Source organism: uncultured Bradyrhizobium sp. (genome assembly GCF_964252615.1).
Lineage (GTDB): Bacteria > Pseudomonadota > Alphaproteobacteria > Rhizobiales > Xanthobacteraceae > Bradyrhizobium.
In genome coordinates, this window is record NZ_CAXUNQ010000016.1 from 12,458 (window position 1) to 36,001 (window position 23,544).

Below are 23,544 nucleotides of genomic sequence, written 5' to 3' on the forward strand. Positions count from 1 at the left end.
AAGCAATCCAGTCCCGCGCCTGCGGCTCTCGGTTGCTTCGCGCCGCCGCAATGACGAGGCGATAACACGCATTCTGCTTCAAACCTGCGTCGACGATGGTTCAGGCGTCAGCCGATCTCGATGCCCGGCTTCCGGCATTATCGGCCACGACCATGTCGCGTGCGCGCGCCGGTTCAGCACCGGCGAGATGCCCGTTCAACGGCACCGATAACCGGCAAATCAAACCCTCGGAACGCCAGTCGAAATCCGCGCGGCCTCCGAGTTGGGACTCGATGCTTGCAATCACGCTCCTCGTTCCGAACCCCCGCGAGATCGGTTTTTGCACCAGGGGCCCGTCGCTCTCTTCCCATGCCAATGTAAGGGTATTGGCGTCGCTTTCCCACCTGATGGAGAGGCGGCCTGACAAGGTGGAAAGGGCGCCGTATTTCGCCGAATTGGTGACCAGTTCGTGCAGAGCAAGCGCCAGGGTCTGCGCCGTCGCCGGCTGCAACTGGATCTGGGAGCCGTCGCGGGCGACCTGATGGCCGGTCGAATAAGGCGCGAGTTCCTCCTCGACCAGCTTGCCGATCTCCGCGCCCTGCCAGCTCGACAGCGACAGGACCGTATGCACCCGCGCGAGTGCACTGATCCTTCCTTCCACCGCGCGCACGTAAGCCTTGACGCTCTCGCCTCGCGTCAGGCGAACGATCGACTGCGCCAGCGCCAGTGCGTTTTTCGCGCGATGGTCGACTTCCCGCGCAAGCAGGTTCTGACGCTCCTCGGCCTGCTTACGTTCGGTGATGTCGACCGTAACGCCGCTGACCCGCACCACCCGGCCGCCCTTGTCGACCGTCGCAGCGGCAGTGCCGACACACCAGCAAACCCCGCCGTCGGGCCGCAGAATGCGGAATTCTGCTTCATATGTAGTTACACCCTTGGCGAACTGGGCCATGGCCTTGCGCAGTTCGTCGATATCGTCCGGATGAAGCAAGGCCTGAACGTTTGCCGGCGTGACTTCAAACGTTTGCGGATCGACTCCGAAGATACGGAACTGGCCTTCGTCCCACATCCAGTCGCCATTGACCCAGTCCCAATCCCAAGATCCCATCTTGCCTGCTGCGATCGCAAGGCTACGGCGCTGCTCGCTCTCGATCAGCCTTCCGTTCGATTCCTCCAGCTCCGCGGTGCGCGCGCGCACGCGATCTTCAAGCTCGGCGTTGAACCGCTCGAGCTGCCGGGTCTTGCGGTACAGCTCGGCGAAAACCTTTACCTTTGCGCGCAACACCTCCGGAATGACGGGGACCGGGACGTAGTCCACGGCTCCCATCTCATAACCGCGCAGCCGATCGATGTCGCTGACCTGGATCGCGGAGATGAAGATCATCGCCGTCTTCTGAAAACGCGGATGCTCGCGAATCATGGCGGCAAGTTCGAACCCGTCCAGCTCGGGCATGCAGACGTCGACCAGGATGACCGCCACTTCGTTCTTGAGCAGGCATTCCAGCGCCTCCCGCCCCGAGGTGGCGACGACGAGATTCTCGTCGAGCTCCTTCAGGATGACTTCATAAGCAAGCAGCTTCGCCGGTTGATCGTCGACCAGCAGAATGTTGACTTTCTCGTGGTCTGTCATCTTGCTCACGTCAGCGGTGCAGCCACATACGGATAGCGAGCAGCAACTGTTCGGTGTTGACCGGCTTTGCCAGGTAATCCGAAGCGCCGGCCTCCAGGCATTTCTCCCGGTCGCCTTTCATCGCCTTGGCGGTCAGGGCGATGATGGGCAGCCGGCGAAACGCCGGATTTTCGCGAATGACGCCGATGGTCTGATAGCCGTCCATCTGCGGCATCATGATATCCATCAGAACAATGGCGATCTGGGGACTGGATTCGACCAGGGCCACCGCCTCGCTGCCCGTCGTGGCGGTGAGAACCTTCATGCCGCGGCGTTCCAGCACGCTGCTCAGCGCGAAGATGTTGCGGGCGTCGTCATCCACCAGCAACGCGGTTTGTCCGACCAGATCCTCGTCGGAGCTGTTGAGTTTTTCCAGCATGCGCTGCTTTTCGATCGGCAGCTCCGTTATCACGCGGTGCAGGAACAGCGAGGTCTCGTCCAGCAGACGCTCGGGCGATTCCACGCCCTTCACCACGATGCTGCGCGCCATCGTGTGCAATTCGGCGTCTTCTTCCACCGAAAGCTCGCGTCCGGTGAAGACCACCACCGGGACATTGGACAACGAGTCATCGCTGCGGATCTTGTCGAGCACATCGAACCCGCTCATGTCCGGCAGACGCAGATCGAGAACAACGCAGTCGCACGGGTTATCGCGCAACGTCGACAGCGCATCCGCGCCGGTCCCGGTTGTGACGATCTCGATATCGTTGTGATCGAGCAATTCCCTGATGCTCATCTGTTCCGCCGCGTTGTCCTCCACGATCAGCAGCCGCTTGCGGCGGGGCTTGGCGTACTCCTTGATCTGGGACAGCGCCGCGCTCACGCCTTCGGTGGTGGTCGGTTTGCTGACGAACGAAAACGCGCCGCGCGCTAAGGCGTGCTGGCGATCCTCGTCCAGCGTGATGATCTGCACCGGAATGTGCCGGGTAAGAGGGCTGTGCTTCAATTGGCTGAGCACGGTCCAACCGAGCATGTCGGGCAGGAACACGTCGAGCGACACCGCCGTGGGCTGGAACTGCTTGGCCAGGTCCAGAGCTTCGGCGCCGCGCGCCGCGCTCAGGACCTTGAATCCCTTGTCGCGCGCCAGATCGATCAGCACCCGCGCATAATGCGGATCGTCTTCGACGATCAGAAGAATCGCGTCCCCCGGTTCGAGATTCAGCCGGTCGTCGGGCAGTTGCTCGACGACCCGCTCTTGCGCGGCGACCTGGAGCGCCGGCGCAGCGGTGTACGGAACCGCCGCCTGGGTTCGCGGCGCCACCGTCGGTCCGGAATATTTCAGCGGAAGATAAAGGGTAAAGGTGCTGCCTTTTCCCGGCGTGCTTCGCAGGTGTATTTCGCCGCCCAGCAGGCTTGCAAGCTCGCGGCTGATCGCCAGCCCGAGGCCGGTGCCGCCATATTTCCGGCTGGTGCCCGCGTCCGCCTGCTGGAAAGCCTCGAAGATCAGCTTCTGTTTTTCCAGCGGAATGCCGATGCCGGTGTCGGAAACCTCGAATGCGACCACCGCCGGCGAATGGTTCAAGACCGGATGTTCGGCGCTCCAGCCGCCGACTGCGGCTGACACATTGAGGCGGACACCGCCCTCGGCCGTGAACTTGAATGCGTTCGACAGCAGGTTTTTCAGCACCTGCTGCAGCCGCTTCGAATCGGTAACGATACTCCTGCCCAGATTGGGATCGACCTCGACATTGAAGGACAGCTGACGGTTTTCGGCTTCGTGCCGGAACGGGCGTCCAACCGTATCCAGCAGGTTGCCGGTGAGGATTTCCTCCGCATCCACCGTCACGGTCCCGGATTCGATCTTGGACAAATCGAGGATGTCGCTGATCAGATTGAGCAGGTCGGTGCCCGCGCCGTGGATCGTGCGCGCGAATTCGACCTGCTTGGGCGACAGATTTCCGTCGGGATTTTCCGTGAGCTGCTGGCCCAGAATCAATATGCTGTTGAGCGGCGTCCGCAGCTCATGCGACATATTGGCCAGGAATTCGGACTTGTATTTCGAAGTGAGCGAAAGCTCGGTTGCTTTTTCTTCCAGCGCGCGCCGGGCCTGTTCGATTTCCTGATTCTTCCGCTCGACTTCGACGTTGCGTTCGGCGAGCTGTTGAGCCTTCTGTTCGAGTTGCTCGTTGGTCTGCTGCAGCTCTTTTTGTTGCGTCTGTAATTCTCCCGCCAGTTGCTGGGATTGTTTCAGCAGGCCTTCGGTCTGCATCGTCGCCTCGATCGAGTTGAGCACGATGCCGATGCTGTCGGTGAGCTGCTCGAGGAAGGTCATCTGCGAGGTCGTGAACGAACTGACCGACGCGAGTTCGATGACGGCCTTGACCTGGTTCTCGAACAGCACCGGCAGCACGACGAGGTTTTTCGGCACGACCCGCAGCAGCGCGGAATTGATCGGGATGGTCTCGGTCGGGATGTCGGAAACCAGCCGCTGGCGCCTGTCCATCGCGCACTGCCCGACAAGGCCTTCGCCGAATTGCACGAACTGCTGATGCGGATGGATCGCATCGCCGGCATAGGCGGAAAGCAGGCGCAAATGCGGGCTGTCCTCGTTTTCGACCTGATAGATCACCCCGATATGGGCGTTCACCAGCGGCGTCAGCTCGGTCAACAGCAGCCGGCCCACCGTGGTAAGATCGCGCTGGCCCTGCAGCATGTTGGTAAATTTAGCCAGGTTGGTCTTCAGCCAGTCCTGCTCGGTGTTGACATCCGTCGTGAGCCTCAAATTGCCGATCATCGTATTGATGTTGTCTTTCAGCTCCGCCACTTCGCCGCGGGCGTCGACCTGGATCGACCGCGTCAGGTCGCCCTTGGTGACGGCGGTCGCGACTTCGGCGATGGCGCGGACTTGCGACGTCAGATTGGCCGCGAGCAGGTTTACGTTGCCGGTCAGGTCCTTCCAGGTGCCGGCCGCACCCGGCACGTTGGCCTGGCCGCCGAGCCGGCCTTCGACGCCGACCTCGCGCGCCACCGAGGTGACCTGATCGGCGAAGATCGCGAGCGTATCGGTCATGTTGTTGATGGTTTCGGCGAGCGCGGCGACCTCGCCCTTGGACTTCACGGTGAGGTTCTGCTTGAGGTCGCCGTTGGCGACGGCGGTAACCACCTTGACGATGCCGCGGACCTGTTCGGTAAGGTTGGCCGCCATGAAATTCACGGTGTCGGTCAGGTCCTTCCAGGTGCCGGCGACGCCGGGCACCTCGGCCTGTCCCCCGAGCTTGCCCTCGGTGCCGACCTCGCGCGCGACGCGCGTCACTTCGCCGGCGAAGGCGTTGAGCTGGTCGACCATGGTATTGATGGTGTTCTTGAGTTCGAGAATTTCGCCCTTCACGTCCACCGTGATCTTGCGCGACAAGTCGCCGCGCGCCACCGCGGTGGTCACCTCGGCGATGTTGCGCACCTGGGTGGTGAGGTTGGCGGCGAGAAGATTGACGTTGTCGGTCAGATCCTTCCAGGTGCCGCCGACGCCGGGGACCACGGCCTGCCCGCCCAGCCGACCCTCGGTGCCGACCTCGCGCGCCACGCGCGTCACTTCGGCTGCGAACGAGCGAAGCTGCTCGACCATGGTGTTCAAGGTGTCCTTCAGCAGCAGGATTTCACCGCGAACGTCCACCGTGATCTTTTTGGACAGGTCGCCGCCGGCGATGGCGGTCGCAACCTCGGCGATGTTGCGGACCTGCGCGGTCAAATTGGACGCCATGAAGTTGACGTTGTCGGTGAGGTCCTTCCAGGTGCCGGCCACCTCCGGCACCTCGGCCTGGCCGCCGAGCTTGCCTTCGGTTCCGACTTCACGCGCCACGCGCGTGACTTCCGACGCGAACGAGTTGAGCTGGTCCACCATGGTGTTGATGGTGTTCTTGAGTTCGAGAATTTCGCCCTTCACGTCCACCGTGATCTTGCGCGACAAGTCGCCGCGCGCCACCGCGGTGGTGACTTCGGCGATGTTGCGGACCTGGGCGGTGAGATTGCCCGCCATCGAGTTCACCGAGTCGGTCAGGTCCTTCCAGGTGCCGGCGACGCCGGGCACGTTGGCCTGGCCGCCGAGCCGGCCTTCGGTGCCGACCTCGCGCGCCACCCGCGTCACCTCGCCGGCGAACCGGTTGAGCTGATCGACCATGGTGTTGAGCGTTTCCTTGAGCTGCAGGATTTCACCGCGGACGTCGACGGTGATCTTGCGCGACAGGTCGCCGCCGGCGATGGCCGTGGCCACCTCGGCGATGTTGCGGACCTGGCCGGTCAGATTGCCGGCCATCGAGTTGACCGAGTCGGTCAAATCCTTCCAGGTGCCGGCGACGCCGGGCACCGCGGCCTGGCCGCCCAGCCGGCCTTCGGTGCCGACTTCGCGCGCCACGCGCGTCACTTCCGAGGCAAACGCATTGAGCTGATCGACCATGGTGTTGAGCGTCTCCTTCAATTGAAGGATTTCGCCGGACACGTTGACGGTGATCTTTTTCGACAGGTCGCCCTGCGCCACCGCGGTTGCGACCTCGGCGATGTTGCGGACCTGGCCTGTCAGGTTGGAAGCCATCGAGTTCACCGAGTCGGTGAGGTCCTTCCAGGTGCCGGCGACGCCGCGCACCAGCGCCTGACCGCCGAGCTTGCCTTCGGTGCCGACTTCGCGCGCGACACGCGTCACCTCCCCGGCGAAGCCGTTGAGCTGATCCACCATCGTATTGATGGTGTCCTTCAGCTCCAGAATTTCGCCGCGCACGTCGACGGTGATCTTTTTCGACAGGTCGCCATTGGCGACCGCGGTCGTCACCTCGGCGATGTTGCGGACCTGGCCGGTCAGGTTGCCCGCCATCGAGTTAACCGAGTCGGTCAAGTCCTTCCAGGTGCCGGCCACGCCGAGCACGTTGGCCTGGCCGCCGAGCCGGCCTTCGGTGCCGACCTCGCGCGCCACCCGCGTCACCTCGCCGGCAAAGGCGTTGAGCTGGTCGACCATCGTGTTGACGGTTTCCTTGAGCTGCAGAATCTCGCCTGAAACGTTCACGGTGATCTTCTTGGACAGGTCGCCGCCCGCGATCGCGGTGGCCACCTCGGCGATGTTGCGGACCTGCGAGGTCAGGTTGCCGGCCATGGAATTGACGCTGTCGGTCAGATCCTTCCAGGTGCCGGCAACGCCCGGCACCGCGGCCTGACCGCCGAGCTTGCCTTCGGTGCCGACCTCGCGCGCAACCCGCGTGACTTCCGAGGCGAAGGCGTTGAGCTGGTCCACCATGGTGTTGATGGTGTCCTTCAGCTCCAGGACCTCGCCCTTCACGTCCACCGTGATCTTGCGCGACAGGTCGCCGCGCGCAACCGCGGTGGTGACCTGCGCGATGTTGCGCACCTGCGTGGTCAGGTTGCCTGCCAGCAGGTTGACGTTGTCGGTAAGGTCCTTCCAGGTGCCGGCAACGCCGGGCACGATGGCCTGACCGCCAAGCTTGCCTTCGGTGCCGACTTCGCGGGCGACGCGCGTCACTTCCGAGGCGAACGAGCGCAACTGGTCCACCATGGTGTTGATGGCTTCCTTCAACTGCAGAATCTCGCCGCGCACGTCGACCGTGATCTTCTTGGACAGATCGCCGTTGGCGACCGCAATGGTGACTTCGGCGATGTTGCGAACTTGGCCGGTCAGGTTGTTGGCCATCGAGTTCACGCTTTCGGTGAGGTCTTTCCAGACGCCGGTGACTTCGGGGACCTGAGCCTGACCACCGAGCTTGCCCTCGGTGCCGACCTCCCGGGCGACGCGCGTCACCTCGGAGGTGAACACGCTGAGCTGCTTGATCATGGTATTGACGATGTTGGCCGACTGCAGAAATTCGCCGCCCAGCGGGCGGCCGTCGACATCGAGTTGCACGGTCTGCAGCAGGTCGCCTTGGGCGACGGCGGCCACGGCGCGGGTCACTTCACGCGTGGGCCAGAGCAAGTCGTCGATCAGCGTATTGACCGACCCTTCCATGTCGGCCCAGGAGCCGCTGGTAAGGCCGAACCTGACGCGCTGCCGGGTCTTTCCTTCGCGGCCGACCACTTGACCGACGTGCTCCAGCTGCTGTGCCATCCGCTGGTTGGCGGAGACGATTTCATTGAACGTATCGGCAATCTTTCCCTCGATGCCGAGATGGTTGCCGGTCATCCGTACCGAAAAATCGCCGCTTCGCATCGCCTGCAGGGCCTGCAGCAGGTCCTGCGATGGATCTGGCTTTGCGAAGGATTTGTTCTTAGCCGTGCGGCGCGTGGTCGGAGTCGTGGTAGGACCGAGATCGCTCATGGATTTCCCCTGGGACCGATGCGCCCGAATCCGAGCGTTTTGCCATAGAAACGACTGCGGACTCGCAGATCAAGTGGGAAAAGTTGGCGCAGGTAGGCCCCAATTGAACGCGGTTACGTCAAATCTCCGGAAAGGCATTTGTTCCGAACTGCGACAAATATTAATGGGGCAATACCAAGCGGCCGCTTAGCCTGAGAGGCTACCATAATGTCGGGGCGAATGTGGGACTATGCGAGGGCAACGCGCCATACACCCCGCACCGTCGTGCGTTCAACGTGGAATTATCCACTGGCCAACGTGTTGCTGATCCGCGTGACGATGCCATCCCATCGGCGTTTTTCGGCCGCCGGATAATTGATCAATACACAATTGGCAAAGCGGCCCGCGAAATTGCAACGATTGTACCAAATCATGCCGTTACGAAAGCTGGAAACGACGAAAAACCGTCCAGTGATCCGCTTATAGACGATATCGGAGGGAGGATTCTTCCGGGCCAGGAAGGTTGCCGGCGAATAGCCGGTGTCGTTCGGTATCGACTGGATGGTCAGGTTGGCGCGCCGGTCCGCGGTCAGGAAGCGCCGCCCATATCCCGTCTCCGGTTTGCCCGCTTCTTCCGAGAAAACGGTTCGCGGAATATCGGCGCCGGCTCCGGTTTCCGGCACCACGTATCGCTGCCATCCGGCCGGCTGCGCTGCCGCCGCGATGGGCGCCAATGTCAACGCCAACGCCGCAAAACAACATTGCATTTTCATGATCGCCTCTCCGCCTGTGCACGCGATGAAAAGCGGAATCTCGCCAGTCGACATTGCCTCCGCCAAGCATTGAAAGGCCGTAGATCCCTACGGCCTTCTCTCTCTTGTTCACATCGCGCCTTACCAGCGCGGGCCGACACCAACGCCGACGCCTACACCGCCGGGACCGACGCCGACGCCGACGCTCGGTCCGCCGCCGTAATATCCGCCGTCATAGCCGCGGCGTTCGATATAACGCTCGCGCGGCGCATAACCGTACGAGTCCTCTACGACCACGCGGCGCGCGCCACGTTCGCGCCAGCACCGTCCATCTTCATTGCAAACCATGCGAACATTTTCGATGCCGTTGTCCGGAATAACGGCCGGCCCGCTGGACAGCGGAGCAGCCATCGCCGCGGTCGAGCACATTGCGCCAACGCCGATCGCCAACGCGATGATGATCTTCTTCATCCTGAACTCCTCTTGGTTGCCTGTGGGATGTGTAACCTGCAGGATTGCCGAATGTTCCCGACGGACATGGACTTCCCTGAACCGAGGCAAACGAGACGGTGCGTGCCGGTTCATTGATGCGATCCGGCCCCGCCGTGGCTCGATGCCGGAAATTCCCCGCAAACCAGCGGGGCGCGGGGCGCCGGGCCGCGGCAACATATGCAGGAACGGGCAGGAACCGGTGCAGGGCGACGGCGTTTGCCCCCGGATCCCCATTGGCTCCTGGAGGCTACTTGAACCGAAGAGACCTACTCCGTGCTTCGGCTGTACTGCCGTTGGCGTCATTGGCGCGCGGGGTGCTGGGGCCGGCAGGGGCCCAGCCGCTGGCTTTTGATCGATCGATCGTTCGCCAGATGGCGCGGGATGCCGCTGCCAAACCGTTCAAGGCGCCCGACAGCAAGCTGCCGGATAACCTGAAAGACCTCGACTACGATCGCTACCGCGCCATACGCTTCCTGCCCGAGCGGGCGCTATGGCGCGGCGAAAAGCTGCCGTTCGAGGTTCAGTTTTTTCACCGCGGGTTCTTTTATGCAAACCGGGTCGATATTTACGAAGTTGCCAACGGTCAGGCGGCGAAAGTCGTGTATCAGCCCGATGCCTTTTCGTTCGGAGACAACACACCGCCCAAGCCGGGCGTGGACCTTGGCTTTGCGGGGTTTCGGCTTCACGCCCCGATCAATCGATCCGATTATTATGACGAGGTATGCGTCTTCCTCGGCGCGAGCTACTTCCGCGCCGTCGCCAAAGGCCAGTTATACGGACTTTCGGCACGGGGTCTATCCATCAATACCGGCGAAGCCAAGGGCGAAGAATTTCCGCTCTTCAAGGCATTCTGGATCGAAAAGCCGGGCGCGAACGCGACCTCGATCGTGGTCCACGCATTGCTGGACAGCGAGAGCGCGGCAGCGGCCTATCGCTTTACCATAAGGCCGGGCGGCACCACGATCTTTGACGTGGAAATGGCCGTTTATCCGCGGGTCGACCTCGAACATGCCGGACTCGCGCCGATGACCAGCATGTTCTTTTTCGGACCGAACGACCGGATCGACGTCGACGACTTCCGGCCCTCCGTGCACGATTCGGACGGCCTTGCGATTTTCAACGGCAGGGGCGAAGAGTTATGGCGTCCTCTCAACAATCCGAAGGATCTCCAGATCAGCACTTTTTCCGATCTCAATCCACATGGCTTCGGATTGATGCAGCGGCAAAAAGACTTTCTCGCCTATCAGGACCTCGAGTCGAGTTTCGAGCGGCGCCCGAGCCTTTGGGCCGAGCCGATCGGCGACTGGGGCGAAGGCTCGGTTCAACTGATCGAGATACCAACAAAGGAAGAGGTTCACGACAACATCGGCAGCTTCTGGCATCCGAAAATGCCTTTGCAGGCGAAAGGCGAGCATACCTATACTTATCGGCTGCACTGGGGGCCCGATACGCCCAAGCTTTCGGCATTGGCGCGCTTCTCGCGCACGAGCATCGGCGCGAAGGGCGAGGACAACAAGATATTCGTGCTCGATCTGATCGGTGACAAACTGAAATCGGTCGATCCCAAGAGCGTGCGCGGTCTTGTCTCGGCGGAAAAGGCCAAGGTCCAGAACATCGTCACCCAGCCCAACCCCGCGACCGGAGGCTGGCGGCTGAGTTTTGAACTACCGGTCAAGGAAAAGATCCCGATCGAGCTTCGCGCGTCGCTGATGCAGGGCGACGACCCGATCTCGGAGGTTTGGGTTTACCGATGGACACCCTGACCCGCGCTGCAGGGCCTGAAGCCTCCATCCAGGATCGGCGAGACGAATTCCTTCCGCCGGAAGCGCCGATGGCGATGTCGACGCAGGCGCTGCGCGATTTTCGCAGACAGAACCGTGTCACGAAATCCGCGCCGGTCCGCCTTTTGATGCGGCGTGCCTATATCTTCGGTGGAACGGCGGCGCTGACGTCGGCGGGCTGTTACGAAATGTACGACGTTCTCAAGGTCGGCGGCATCACGATCCTCGAATCGATGGTGCTGATGATGTTCGTTCTGCTGTTCGCATGGATCGCATTCTCGTTCATGTCGACATTGGCCGGCTTTTTTGTGCTGTTGTTCCGGATGCGCGATCCGCTCGGCATCGATCCGAAGGCCCCGCTTCAACCGATACGCAGCAGGAACGCCATGCTGCTGCCGACCTATAACGAAGACCCTTATCGGATCATGGCCCGGCTGCGGGCCATCTGCGAGTCGATCGAACAAACCGGATATGGTCCGCAATTCGACTGGTTCGTTCTCAGCGACACCACCGATGCTTCGATCTGGATCGCGGAAGAGCGATGTTTCCTGAACCTTCGCCGCGATCTCGATGCAGGGCGAGTGTTCTATCGCCACCGGCCACAAAATACCGCGCGAAAGTCGGGCAATATCGAGGATTGGATCAAACGGTTCGGCTCGGGCTATGACCATATGATCATCCTCGACGCCGACAGCCTGATGACGGGCGACACCATCGTGCGGCTGGCCGGAGCCATGGAGCGTAATCCCGCGGTGGCTCTTATCCAGACGCTGCCTGTCGTCGTAAACGCCAGGACGCTGTTTGCCCGGCTGCAGCAATTTGCAGGCAGGCTCTACGGCCCGCTGATAGCTGCCGGAATTGCGTGGTGGCACGGCTCCGAAGGCAATTACTGGGGGCATAACGCCATTATCCGCGTGCGCGCTTTTGCACAGGACGCGGGGCTGCCTGAGCTGCACGGCCGCAAACCGTTTGGCGGCCATGTCCTGAGCCACGATTTTGTCGAAGCGGCCCTGATGAGGCGCGGCGGATGGGCCATCCGAATGGCCGCTTCGCTCGGCGGCAGTTTCGAAGAATGCCCGCCGTCGCTGCTGGATTTCGCGGCACGGGACAGGCGATGGTGCCAGGGCAACCTGCAGCATCTCGCCGTTCTTCCGGCGCGCGGGCTGCATTGGGTTTCCCGGCTTCATCTGCTCACGGGAATCGGCGCCTACCTCACCGCGCCGCTGTGGCTGATGTTTCTGGCGCTCGGGATCCTGATATCGCTGCAGGCCCAATTCGTGCGGCCCGAGTATTTTTCAAAAGGATTTTCGCTGTTTCCGACCTGGCCCGCACAGGACCCGGTGCTTGCGGCCTGGGTTTTCCTCGGTACGATGGGATTGCTGCTCGTGCCAAAAGTTCTCGCTTATGTCCTGCTGCTGACGCAGGGCGAATTGCGGAGACAATTCGGCGGCGGCCTTATCGTCCTGGCCGGCATTCTGATTGAGACATTGCTGTCGGGCCTGATCGCGCCGGTGATGATGATCTTTCAATCGTCTGCGGTGGGCGAAATCCTGCTGGGACGCGACGCCGGTTGGCAGGTCCAGCGTCGGGACGATGGCGGCGTGCCGCGCCGGGAGATCATCCGCAAATACGCACCGCCGACCGTGTTTGGCGTGCTGTTGGCCATTAGCGCATATGCGGTTTCGGTGCCGCTGTTGCTCTGGATGGCTCCGGTGATTGTCGGCCTGCTGCTCGCCATTCCGATCGCATTTGTTTCGTCCGCGTCCGGCGCCCGATCGCGCGATGGGCGCTCCCGGCTGTTTGCAACACCGGAGCAGACTGCCGCGCCGGATGTCCTGCGCCGTGCGAATGAATTGATGAACGCCGCGGGCCACGACACTTTCTGTCCGTTGCGGGAGCTTCGCAACGATTCCGATCTGCTGGCGGCACACCTGAGGGGGCTGGCGGTCGTGCCCCGAGCCCGCGGACACGTCGATCCGCATCTGGCGATTGCGCGGGCGAAGATCGACGATGCGGAAAGTTTCGACGACGCACTGGACTATTTGAATGCGCGGGAGACGTTCGCTGTCCTTAACTCCGGAACTGTGCTTGCGGCACTGCTGCAATTGCCGCTCCGCCATCACCGGGACGGTTGAGCCGATGCAGGGTTCAGGACTTTGCTCGTTTGCGCCGCGACGCCGCAAGCCGCCCATGCAACGCCCGGGGCGCCGAACTGATCGATTTTCTCGTCGCCGGCGCTGCGGGATCGGCAGACTGTGCGCTGGCAAAGGACTGCCGCAGCGTGTCGATCGCGCCGGTAAGCCCTCCGACCTGTTCTGACAGCCGTTTTGCGTCGGCCTGCTGCGCGGTGACGAGGCGCTTCAAGGCCTGCAATTGTTCCTGAACCGCCTGCAACTGGTCGATCGACTCCTGCTGCGAGACTTCCAGACTTCTGGTTTTCTCGACCAGTTGTTCGGACGCCTGGGTAGCGCGGGTCTGCATCAGGCGAAGCGATGTGATGCGTTCCGGCTCCGGCGACGAACCGGTATAAACCCGCCACAGGCCGATCGAACTCGTCCCCAGCACTACGACGATCAGCGCCCCCGCAGCCAGCGCAACCGGCTGCGAGCCGATACGCCGCAGAACGTTCGTCTTCAAATCCTCAGATGTCACTGTCATGAAGGTTCCAACGGTGGCCCGGGGTGAAGGTTCCCTGCGCCTTGCACGCTGGTATGGCCTGCCCTGCCGTCACCAAACTAAACCGGACCGTAACGATTATCACCGCTACTTCGGCGCGTGCAGATTCGAATCGCGCCAGCCTTTGGCGTGCGCACTGGACTCGTGGTCGCGGGCCTTTTTCAAATGCGATTCTTTCGCGGCGCCGTCCGGGAGTTTATCGGCTTTGCCGTTTTGAATGTCCGCAAGACGGCGATTTTCGTCGGCGTCCGGCACTGGCTTCATGACACACCTCCGATTTTTTCAGACCGGATAATGTGGTTTTTGCGAATTGGTTCCAGGATCGACCTAGAATGGCCTTGGTAGAAACGAGGCTCAGCCGATTGGGCCTACCGACGCGGTGTTATTCGCCGCAGCTCGTGACCATGGCCAGCGGATAGCGACCGTCCGATTGAACTTTGGTCGGAGCGAGAGGATTTGAACCTCCGACCCCTAGTCTCCCAGACTAGTGCGCTAACCGGGCTGCGCTACGCTCCGATGCCATGACGGCTCCGTTCCATTAGCTTCTTGCAGCCACCGGCGCAAGGCGCGTGGCAAGAGCGTCGCAAGCGCGGTTCCGGCCATCTCGTCATTCGGGGGCGCCTCCTGGCGCTGGCCCGAATCATAACCGCCAATCGTGGTCATGGATTCCAGGCTCGCGCTTCGCGCGCCCCGGAATGACGAGGCAGAAGTGTCACCCTTCCTTCAGCGCCGCCTCCAGCAATTGCCGGCAGACGATCAGGTCCTGCAGCGTAATCTGGAGTTTGCCGACATCGAGCTTATGCGTGTCGGCCCTGCCCGCCGCGGCCTCCTTTGCCCGGGCAGAAACCGGTGCCGGCGCCGGCGCATCGGCGACCTCGATCTCGTCGTCTCCGGCCTCGACATCGGGCGTGTCGGCGCCGGCCTCGGCCGCCCCGCGCAACGCGCCCTCATCGACCGCGCCGAAGGCCGGCAGTGCCGCCGATCCGTCCCCCAACCCCTGCACCGCCTTGATCCCGTGCTCCTTGAGGATGCGCTGCACGCCGCGGATGGTATAGCCCTCGCCATATAACAGCCGGCGGATGCCGCGAAGCAGGTCGACGTCGTCGGGGCGATAGTAGCGGCGGCTGCCGCTGCGCTTCATCGGCTTGATCTGTGCGAACCGCGTTTCCCAGAAACGCAGCACGTGCTGGGGAATGTCGAGGTCGTCGGCGACCTCGCTGATGGTGCGGAATGCATCCGGCGCCTTATCCAAGGCCGCGCTCCTGTTTCAATCGATGGTTGAACGCAGAACCCGCCGGATCAGTTGTCTTTGCCGTCGCCGCCATTGCCGTTAATCCGCTGCTTCAGGATCGCAGACGGCTTGAACACCATCACGCGGCGCGGCGAAATCGGCACCTCGGTGCCGGTCTTCGGATTGCGGCCGATGCGCTGACCCTTCTTGCGCACCATGAACGAGCCGAACGAGGACAGCTTCACGGTTTCGCCCTTCTCCAGGCAATCGGTGATCTCTTTCAGCACCAGTTCAACGAAAGCGGACGACTCCGTGCGCGACAGGCCCACCTTCTGGTAGACGGCTTCGCACAGATCGACGCGTGTGACTGTCTTTCCGGTCCCGGTCATCGCCTGCCCCAAACTCACGGCGAACAATTATGTGGCTGAAAATATGAGCTTAACGACCCATGGTCAACAGCGCTCATCCATGCATTAGCATGAAAGAACAGCCCAATGTACATAGGCATTTTAACGCCGCGCTTACCAGCGCAGCAGCGCCGAACCCCAGGTGAAGCCGCCGCCCATGGCTTCAAGCAGCACCAGATCGCCCTTCTTCACCCGGCCGTCCGCAACCGCAACCGCCAGCGCCAATGGAATCGAGGCCGCCGACGTATTGCCGTGGAGATCGACCGTCAGCACCACTTTCTGCGGCGCAATATGCAGCTTGTGCGCTGAAGCATCGATGATCCGCTTGTTGGCCTGGTGCGGAATGAACCAGTCGATGTCGTCGGCGGTTATCCCGCTGGCCTTGAACGCGTCCACGATCACATCGGTGATCATGCCGACCGCATGCTTGAACACCTCTTTGCCTTCCATCCGGAGATGGCCGACAGTCTGGGTCGAGGACACGCCGCCGTCGACATACAATTTCGACTTGTGGCGGCCGTCGGAGCGCAAATGCGTCGTCAGCACGCCGCGGTCCGGTTTTATGCCGGACTGGGGTTGCGCGTCGAGCACGATGGCGCCGGCTCCATCCCCGAACAGCACGCAGGTGCTGCGGTCGTTCCAGTCGAGAATTCGCGAAAACGTTTCGGCGCCGATGACCAGCGCGCGTTTGAAGGCGCCGCCGCGCAAAAAATTGTCGACGGTCGCCAGCGCGAAAACAAATCCCGAACATACCGCCTGCAGGTCGAACGCGGCGCCATGGTTGATGCCCAGCGCGTTCTGCACCACGACGGCCGTTGCCGGAAACGTATTGTCCGGCGTCGAGGTGGCTAGCACGATCAGGTCGATCGATTGCGCCTCGACGCCCGCGGCGGCAAGCGCCGCCTGCGCCGCCTTGATCGCCAGATGCGAGGTGAACTCGCCTTCCGCAGCGATGTGACGCTGCCGGATGCCGGTGCGCTGGATGATCCATTCGTCCGAGGTATCGAGCTTCGTCGCCAGTTCGGCATTGGTCAGGATCCGCTCCGGCAGATAGGAGCCGCAGCCGAGCACGACCGAACGGTTCGCAGTCACGAGACAGCCTCCTGGGCAGCCGGCGCCGTTACGAGCGCGCTGCCGTCGCGGTTGAGCATTTGATTGATCTTGGTAAGGAGATCGTAGCGGACCATTTCATAGCCAACATCGACCGCGTAGGCAAAGCCGTCGGCATCGGTGCCGCCGTGGCTTTTGACGACGATGCCGTTCAATCCAAGCAGGACGCCGCCGTTCGACTTGCCGGGGTCCATTTTGTCGCGCAGCGACTTGAAAGCTTGGCGCGCGAACAGATAGCCGATGCGGGAGCGCCAGCTCCGCGCCATGGCGCTGCGCAGATATTCCGAAATCTGCCGGGCGGTCCCCTCCGCCGTCTTCAGGGCGATATTGCCGCTGAAACCCTCCGTGACGATGACGTCCGCGGCGCCCTTGCCGATGCCGTCGCCTTCGACAAAGCCGATAAAATCCAGATTGGGAAGATCCATCGCCCGCAACATCTCCGCGGCCTTGCGGATCTGTTCGCCGCCCTTCACTTCCTCGACGCCGATATTGAGCAGTCCGACCGTGGGCCGCTCCAGATCGAACAGCACCCGCGCCATCGCGCTGCCCATCACGGCCAGCGCCGTCAGATGCTCGGCGTCGGCGCCGATGGTGGCGCCGAGGTCCAGCACCACGGAATCGCTGCGTACGGTCGGCCACACTCCGGCAATCGCGGGACTGTCGATGCCGGGCAACATGCGCAGGCAAAACCGCGCCATCGCCATCAGCGCCCCGGTATTGCCGGCCGATACCGCGACGTCGGCCTCGCCTTTCTTGACCGCGTCGATCGCCAGCCACATCGACGACGTCTTGCGGCCGCGGCGCAGCGCCTGGCTCGGTTTATCGTTCATGCTGACGGCAACGTTGGTATGAATGACGCGTGAGGCGGCCTTCATTGCCGGATGTTTGGCAAGGTGAACGTCGATGACCGCACGGTCGCCGAACAACAGGAATTCGGTATCGGGATGTCGGCTCAACGAAATCGCGGCGCCGGGAATGACGACCGATGCGCCGATATCGCCACCCATGGCGTCAAGCGCGATTCGAACCTTCTGAGGCATGAACGTCCCGGAAACCTGATCTCTTGCGGCCTTGAAGCGCTCGGCTGCGGACTAACAAATTGCCGCAGACGTCAGCGATCGGCGAAGCACCGCGCTATGCTCCGGCCGGGCGGCGACAATAGCCTTTCCCGGCTCTGATACAATATCTCGATCGCAGGCTCCGGTGCCGGTCGCTGTTTCGCCGCCGCGGTCGGCTACCTTGAAAGTTTAAGTTAATTCAGATGGTTAGCGCGAATTATAGGGCTTGTCAGGCCTCGGGCGGCGCCGAGTCGGTTCCAGTTACTTGTCGGTGGACTTGCGGGAATTCGGTGAATTGGCGTCGGGCTTCAGCACTTTGAGCGCGGCAAACGGATGATCCTCCGGATCGTCGGGAATCGACGGCGGCTCGAAAACCGCGCCGGGCTTGCGCGGATAGGGATCAACTCCTAAGAACAGCGCGTCGGTCGCGACCCGTCCGAGATCGATTACGCCGTTCAGGATCGGCTCCGGCGGATCGGGAATCTCGGCGTCGCTCTCGGCTGCTTCGTCGACCAGATCCGCAAGCGCCGGTATTTGCTCCGGCGGCGCAAAGATCAGATCGATCGCCTCATCAATGTCATTCTCGATCGCGTCGAGCGTGACCACGCAGGTTTGTCCGATCCGCGCCTTGACGCGGCCGGTGACGTGCACGCGCCCCTCGCGCATGAGCGTGAGATCGAACGACGCATCGGCCGACTTGATCTCGCGCAGGCCGCCGAGATCGGCGAGCGCGCTTCGCTCGCCGGGGCCGGTGTCGATGTCTCGATGCATTCCGGTGTCCGGAATCTGCGCCACCACGATCGGAACGCTCCAGGGATTTGCATCGTCGGTCATCTGCTCACTCGCTCATTCCACCGCGGCAAACGGCGCCGGCGAGGGAAATCGCCACGCCCCGTTAACGACAGCCGCGTTATCCAGTCCGGCCAAGTCCGCGACGGCCGCATCGGCATAGGCAGCAAGCTGCCGCGCATGTCCGATGCCGCGTGCATCCAGGATATTCTTGCCCAGCGCCTGCGCCAGAGCCTCTGCGCCGGCCTCAAAGGCCAGATCGTAGGCCGCCGCCCGGCCATAAAACGCTTCGCCGAACTTCTGCATGCGCTTGGGCACCGTGAGATCGCCGACGCCCAGTTCGCGCAGATTGCCATCCATATCGGCGCAGAACTGATCAAACAGCGCTTGGGAAAGCGCCGCGCCGCGCTCGATCGGCCGCAGCCGCCGCAACACCATCCAAAGATGCAGCAGCACCATGTCGAACCGCCCGTTAACCGTGTCCGGCACCCCCATTACCTCGTAAAACAAGGGTTCTCGCGCCTGCGCCACGATCATGCCATAGATGGCCTCAATGGTGCCGGGCGTCCGAGGTTTCCTGAAGTGATTGAACGGCCAAAGCATTGTGGGTTCCGCAAGCGAGCCCCGGAGGTTTCCCTGATGGGCGCTCACGCTTGTTGCAATCCGCGTTGCTGCCCGGTACGTCAACGCCTCGCGCGATGCAAGAGGATGGGTCCAATCCCGCAATGACACTTTCGGCCCAGATACGTCAACGCGCCCGTCGTCCGCGCGGCCTCGTCGTGCGTTGGCGCGGCCTTGTCGCGCGTTGGCGCGGCCTCGGATCGGTCGCAGTCCTTGCGGTGGTGTATATGAGCTTGAGTGCCTGCACCGGGGAGCAGTTCCAAAAAGGCTACATCCTGCCGCCCGGCGCACTCGAGCAAATTCCGATCGGCGCCAGCCAGGACCAGGTGCTGATCGTGATGGGCACGCCCTCCACCGTGGCCACGCTGAATGGCGAGGTATTTTATTACATCTCGCAGCGTGCCGAGCGCAAAGTTCAATTCATGAACCAGCAGATCGTCGACCAGCGGGTGATCGCGGTTTATTTCGACAAAAATCGCCAGGTACAGAGGCTCGCCAATTACGGATTGCAGGACGGCAAGATATTCGACTTCATCAGCCGCACCACGCCGACCTCCGGTCAGGAACTCAGCTATCTCGCGCCGCTGTTCAAGCTGCTGAGCTTCCATTAGCTCCGTTGTGTCCCCAGGCGCGATGCAGCGCTCTTCGCGCTGCGCCGCGTCCGGAGCACGCGCCTGCGCCAAGACGTCCGCTTGCCGGTCGTCCATACAGCCCCTAACCTCCGCAACAAGAAATTCCATGCAGGGAGAAACACCGTGACTCACGCAGTTTCCCGCCGCCGCGTGCTGACCGCAGCAGCAGGACTTTCCACGGCTGCCCTCCTGCCACGCACCAGCCACGCCGACTGGCGCCCGACCGAAACCGTCCGCATTATCGTGCCGGCCGCGGCTGGAGGCAGCACTGATGTGATGGGACGGCTGCTGGCGCAGCATCTGCAGGCGGCCTGGGGCCAGTCGGCGGTGGTGGAAAACCGCTCCGGCGCTGGCGGCACCATCGGCACCGCCGAGGTGATACGCCAAAAGGGCGACGGACATAACATCCTGATCGGCAATCCCGGGCCGAATGCCATCGCCTACAGCATCTTTCGCAACCTGACCTACCGGGCGGATCAGTTGCAGGCGGTGAGCAACCTGATCCGGATTCCGAACATCGTCTCGGCGCATCCGTCGACGGAGATCAAATCGATTGCCGAACTGATCGCCTATATCAAGGCGAATCCGGACAAGCTCACCTACGGCTCGTCCGGCATCGGCCAGAGCCCTCACCTCACCTTCGCGTGGTTTCTGCAACTCACCGGGCTGAAGATGGTGCATGTGCCGTTCCGCGGCGCCGGGCCTGCGCTGCAGGCAGGCCTCGCCGGCGACATCCAGATCCTCTCGGACAATCTCTATCCATCGCTGCCGCAGGTGCAGGACGGCAAGCTCAATGCGCTGGCGGTGACCACGCCGGAGCGCAGCGCAGCGGCGCCGGGGATTCCGACCATGCGCGAGGGCGCGCCGGAGCTCGCCAAATTCGATGTCTCGTCATGGTTCGGCGTGTTCCTGCCCAAAACCACGCCCGGGCCAATCGTCGATGCGCTCAATCTCCAGATCAAGGCCATGCTGGAACGCGACGACATCAAGAAGAACATCGCCAACATGGGCGCGCGCGCCGACTACGGCACGCCGCAGCAGTTTTCCGATTTCGTCGCGGCCGAAACCACGAAGTTCGCCGGCATCATCAAACAGGAAGGCCTGCAGATGGATGTGAATTAATGGGACGAGCGCGTCGTGTCCCGGGCGGGGAGGTGGCACACTGTTCACTGTTAGTGTGTTAGTTCGGATTGAAACGCTCTATCAACGCGTCAGAACCCCACTTGGGGAGTTTTGGAGACTCTTCCGCCAAATAAGTCCACCATAACCCCGGCTCGTCACGCTGCTGGCACTCCATCAGCTCTAGAAGTGTTTCGATTTCCCCGCGAGTACATTTGCTATAGTCTATGATCAAAATACTGCGCGGCCCTGCCGATAACATCATCAGACCCATAATGCTATCGAGCCCAACTGCGTCTGAGCTTCCCTCGCGCCGAGCAGTAACAACAGGTGTTTCTCGACCGATAAAGTCTTTACTCCACTTTTCAAAAGCTCGGCATATTTTTGCAGACGCTCTTGCGTGAAGACCTCTATTGTTCAGAATGCAGACTCGTATTTCTGCCCATTTGTCTGTTTCTACTCTTTTGAGAACTGCATTTATGATTATTCTAAGATTTCCGCGTGCCTGATCGTATTTCGTCCGTATTTTGCTTTCGTGTTGGTCCTTCGCATTCAAAAAAGGCCAATTCCAGTTCACGGAGGGTAAATGATAGATGATGTTCTTCGGATCAAGCGTAATTGGATCATAGAACTCCGGTAAATTCTGAAGTTCAAGATCCTCCAAGTATTTTCCGGCGTCGAAAGCTAAACCCTTTTTTTGAGTTTCCGCTAGTCCGGACCACATTGAAACTTGGTCCGCACTCGGCAGCCGGTTCGGTCGATTATCGCCGAAAGAGGCGTGAAAAAATCTCTGCACAACAAAATAATCCAGGAAACCGGGAGCAAAGAACTGAATGACGTTACCAAAAGAATTGAAAATACCGGTTGTTTGAAGATCAAGAGCGAGAGAAATGTAATCGTCGTCCTTCGCGCCTGCACCAATAAAGTTTTGAACACAAATATCGAATTCAGCAAACGTTAGCGCGTGGCGCTTCTCTTGAAACATTTTCCAAGCAATATCTGCCATGAAATCCAATCGGTCGTCTGTTGTCAGTCCCCATCGCGACCGCCCCTTCTCAATGTCACGCTCAAGCCAATATTTGACAAAAAGGGAGAAGACGTCAGCAAGGCAATTCACGTCTCGGCTAGCCCATGGACGGCTATTGGCAAGAAGAAAAAGATACAGCGGGCTGCGAGCAAGCATTATGTAGTTAAATCCAAAATCATGCGACTTCATCTGCACAAGAAATTCGTCGGCAAACGATTTATCAAGCTCCCGGCTAAGCGCGAACCGCTCGATGTAGGTTTCGATTTGATCAGTATTGAACTCCCGAAGGATCATAGCTCCGACACTGGGTCGTCGACCGCCTTCAGGGATAAATCTCGCCATTTCGTTCCAAAGGGACATGTCTTGCGGCCTTCTAAAGAGCCGCCAGAAGTCCTCAACGCCACGAAAATATGACGTACGCGCGGTTATGAGAAGTTTGTCAGCACGGGTTGCCGCCTCTAGAAGTCGAAGCATATTCTGCTTCTTTTCCTCCCCGTTCATCGCGTTGGGCAGTTCGTCTAGCCCATCCAGGATCACGAGCGACTGTCGTTTTCCCTCTCCCAAAGTCTTCGCGAGTTGCTCAGCCTTAGTGACGACTTTTAGCAAATCGTCGGCGTTCCTTAGTTGTCGCAACGCGAAATAAACCGGTGTGACCTCCATTTCCTGCAGCTCATGCATTAAATGTGCACAGAACGCCGATTTTCCGCTGCCATAACCTCCGAGGACAAACATGATGTTGGCATCATCTTTTTGGAGGAAGGCTTCTACGAGCTTTGTTGCCGACTGCCTTGTGTCAAGAAAACGATCCTCCATTTGGTCGCCGGGGATAACGGGGACCGCATCGGGCTGAATGTAAATATCGTGAATATTAAGGCTTTCGGCGAGAGCGCGCGAGGCGAGTCCGCCTAGGACATATCGCTCCAACGGCGACAGCTTGAAAAAAGTCTCTTTGAACTCTTTGAAACTGTTTACGGAAATACGACGGCGTTCTGCAGATTCCGCGATTTCGTAAGTCAGAGGAGACACAGCAACGAGCAACGTGTTCGATATGTTCGGGTACAATTTCGAAATGGCTGCGATCTCATCGACCGCTTCTAAGGTATCGATCCGGCCGCGCACGCAAAGAATAAAACGATTTGGAAAAACGCTTGATGGATCAATGACCAGGATGTCTATCCGATCCGACCGCTCCTCGATAAGTTCGAATGGTATGTTGAGAACAGTCAGAAATGATCTGACCTCTTTTGAAAGTGATAGTCGGGAAGGTTTTGGTTTTTCCTCTGTGTTGGTCGCGCGAGATGCGTTCAATGCCGTTCGTATATCCAACACGGTCTTTAGAATTTCCTTTGAAGTGTCGGCGACGCTTAGGGTCGAAAGAAGTGGATCATTTGACAGAAAATACCGCTGATACGCGTCTAGAAAATCATCAATGAGAGAGGTAAAGAGATTATCATTTGGTCGATTGTAAACCCAGGATTCCGATCGCTTGAGAAGCTGTTTGCGAAGATGATCTACTAACGACCCCGTCGGTCGGCTCCGAAAATACTGAACAAAATCGTCGCGGGTAAGCCGAAGGTTACTAACAACGCCCTCGTAAGAAGCCGGGAGGAGTTTTTTTTCATATCCTTGCCGCAGTTCTTCGCGGGCAAAAGTGAACGCGTGTTCGTTATTCAAGACACCGTGTAACGCATCCAAAATTTGGTCGAAAACCTTTTTCGTGCTGTAGGATGCTAGCTGCCCACCGATAAATTCGAAAATCATCTTGGTAACCCCCAAGCCTTGGGGTGGACGAGACTACGGGGTCAATAGATGCTGGCGAGTGCCACCAACTTAACCCCTCGTTACGGACCTAAAGTGAATTTCCTGCTTACAGTCGTAAGCAAATTCTACCGTCCTCAGCACGAAAGCGAATCCTGTCTCCATGGCCCGTTGGGACAAGTATAGGAGATTAACGCGTCCCGCAACACGCGGG

General features: G+C 60.6%; 17 protein-coding genes and 1 tRNA gene. 4 read left to right on the forward strand and 14 right to left on the reverse strand.

What is annotated here, in order from left to right; genetic code table 11:
- Positions 1-100 precede the first annotated feature (100 nt).
- The 4 genes from ACFE72_RS10990 to ACFE72_RS11005 form a co-directional block, all read right to left on the reverse strand.
- Positions 101-1,609, reverse strand: a complete 1,509-nt coding sequence (locus ACFE72_RS10990) for a sensor histidine kinase (protein WP_375413124.1) — start codon at positions 1,607-1,609, stop codon at positions 101-103.
- 10 nt (positions 1,610-1,619) lie between these two features.
- A complete protein-coding gene (locus ACFE72_RS10995) occupies positions 1,620-7,898 on the reverse strand; it encodes a HAMP domain-containing protein (RefSeq protein ID WP_375413125.1) in 6,279 nt (2,092 codons plus the stop codon).
- Positions 7,899-8,179: 281 nt separating this feature from the next.
- Positions 8,180-8,650, reverse strand: coding sequence for a hypothetical protein (locus ACFE72_RS11000; protein ID WP_375413126.1), 471 nt, complete (start codon positions 8,648-8,650; stop codon positions 8,180-8,182).
- 120 nt (positions 8,651-8,770) lie between these two features.
- On the reverse strand, positions 8,771-9,100 hold the full coding sequence (locus ACFE72_RS11005; RefSeq protein WP_375413127.1) for a hypothetical protein: 330 nt from the start codon (positions 9,098-9,100) through the stop codon (positions 8,771-8,773).
- 272 nt (positions 9,101-9,372) lie between these two features.
- Here ACFE72_RS11005 and ACFE72_RS11010 point away from each other — a divergent pair, with 272 nt between their 5' ends.
- A complete protein-coding gene (locus ACFE72_RS11010) occupies positions 9,373-10,884 on the forward strand; it encodes a glucan biosynthesis protein G (RefSeq protein WP_375413128.1) in 1,512 nt (503 codons plus the stop codon).
- A complete protein-coding gene (mdoH, locus tag ACFE72_RS11015) occupies positions 10,872-13,037 on the forward strand; it encodes a glucans biosynthesis glucosyltransferase MdoH (protein ID WP_375413129.1) in 2,166 nt (721 codons plus the stop codon). Before ACFE72_RS11010 ends, mdoH begins: the two co-directional genes overlap by 13 nt.
- A gap of 13 nt (positions 13,038-13,050) precedes the next feature.
- Here the strand turns inward: mdoH and ACFE72_RS11020 are convergent, their stop codons facing one another.
- The 9 genes from ACFE72_RS11020 to ACFE72_RS11060 all read right to left on the reverse strand — a co-directional run bounded on the left by ACFE72_RS11020 (position 13,051) and on the right by ACFE72_RS11060 (position 18,776).
- Positions 13,051-13,560: a hypothetical protein gene (locus ACFE72_RS11020; protein ID WP_375413130.1), complete on the reverse strand. Its 510-nt coding sequence runs from the start codon at positions 13,558-13,560 to the stop codon at positions 13,051-13,053.
- Positions 13,561-13,665: 105 nt separating this feature from the next.
- Positions 13,666-13,842 (reverse strand): hypothetical protein, encoded by a 177-nt coding sequence (locus ACFE72_RS11025; RefSeq protein WP_375413131.1) that lies wholly within the window; start codon positions 13,840-13,842, stop codon positions 13,666-13,668.
- Positions 13,843-14,016: 174 nt separating this feature from the next.
- Positions 14,017-14,094: transfer RNA gene (locus ACFE72_RS11030), tRNA-Pro, on the reverse strand.
- Between the two features lie 196 nt (positions 14,095-14,290).
- Complete coding sequence (locus ACFE72_RS11035; RefSeq protein WP_375413132.1) at positions 14,291-14,830, reverse strand: MerR family transcriptional regulator; 540 nt, start codon at positions 14,828-14,830, stop codon at positions 14,291-14,293.
- Between the two features lie 47 nt (positions 14,831-14,877).
- Positions 14,878-15,198 (reverse strand): integration host factor subunit alpha, encoded by a 321-nt coding sequence (locus ACFE72_RS11040; RefSeq protein ID WP_375413133.1) that lies wholly within the window; start codon positions 15,196-15,198, stop codon positions 14,878-14,880.
- Positions 15,199-15,330: 132 nt separating this feature from the next.
- The gene (locus ACFE72_RS11045; protein ID WP_375413134.1) at positions 15,331-16,308 is read right to left on the reverse strand and encodes a beta-ketoacyl-ACP synthase III; all 978 of its coding nucleotides are present in this window, start codon (positions 16,306-16,308) and stop codon (positions 15,331-15,333) included.
- The gene (plsX, locus tag ACFE72_RS11050; protein ID WP_375413135.1) at positions 16,305-17,366 is read right to left on the reverse strand and encodes a phosphate acyltransferase PlsX; all 1,062 of its coding nucleotides are present in this window, start codon (positions 17,364-17,366) and stop codon (positions 16,305-16,307) included. Before plsX ends, ACFE72_RS11045 begins: the two co-directional genes overlap by 4 nt.
- Before the next feature lie 279 nt (positions 17,367-17,645).
- Positions 17,646-18,218, reverse strand: coding sequence for a DUF177 domain-containing protein (locus tag ACFE72_RS11055; RefSeq protein ID WP_375413136.1), 573 nt, complete (start codon positions 18,216-18,218; stop codon positions 17,646-17,648).
- A gap of 12 nt (positions 18,219-18,230) precedes the next feature.
- Positions 18,231-18,776, reverse strand: a complete 546-nt coding sequence (locus tag ACFE72_RS11060; RefSeq protein ID WP_375413137.1) for a ubiquinol-cytochrome C chaperone family protein — start codon at positions 18,774-18,776, stop codon at positions 18,231-18,233.
- Between the two features lie 122 nt (positions 18,777-18,898).
- Here ACFE72_RS11060 and ACFE72_RS11065 point away from each other — a divergent pair, with 122 nt between their 5' ends.
- Together ACFE72_RS11065 and ACFE72_RS11070 are read left to right on the forward strand one after the other, a co-directional pair.
- Complete coding sequence (locus tag ACFE72_RS11065) at positions 18,899-19,405, forward strand: outer membrane protein assembly factor BamE (protein WP_375413138.1); 507 nt, start codon at positions 18,899-18,901, stop codon at positions 19,403-19,405.
- A gap of 144 nt (positions 19,406-19,549) precedes the next feature.
- Positions 19,550-20,548 carry a Bug family tripartite tricarboxylate transporter substrate binding protein gene (locus ACFE72_RS11070; RefSeq protein WP_375413139.1) on the forward strand — a complete coding sequence of 333 codons (999 nt, stop codon included), beginning with the start codon at positions 19,550-19,552 and terminating at the stop codon, positions 20,546-20,548.
- 58 nt (positions 20,549-20,606) lie between these two features.
- Here ACFE72_RS11070 and ACFE72_RS11075 read toward each other — a convergent pair whose 3' ends face one another.
- Positions 20,607-23,333, reverse strand: a complete 2,727-nt coding sequence (locus tag ACFE72_RS11075) for an NACHT domain-containing protein (protein WP_375413140.1) — start codon at positions 23,331-23,333, stop codon at positions 20,607-20,609.
- Positions 23,334-23,544: the final 211 nt, after the last annotated feature.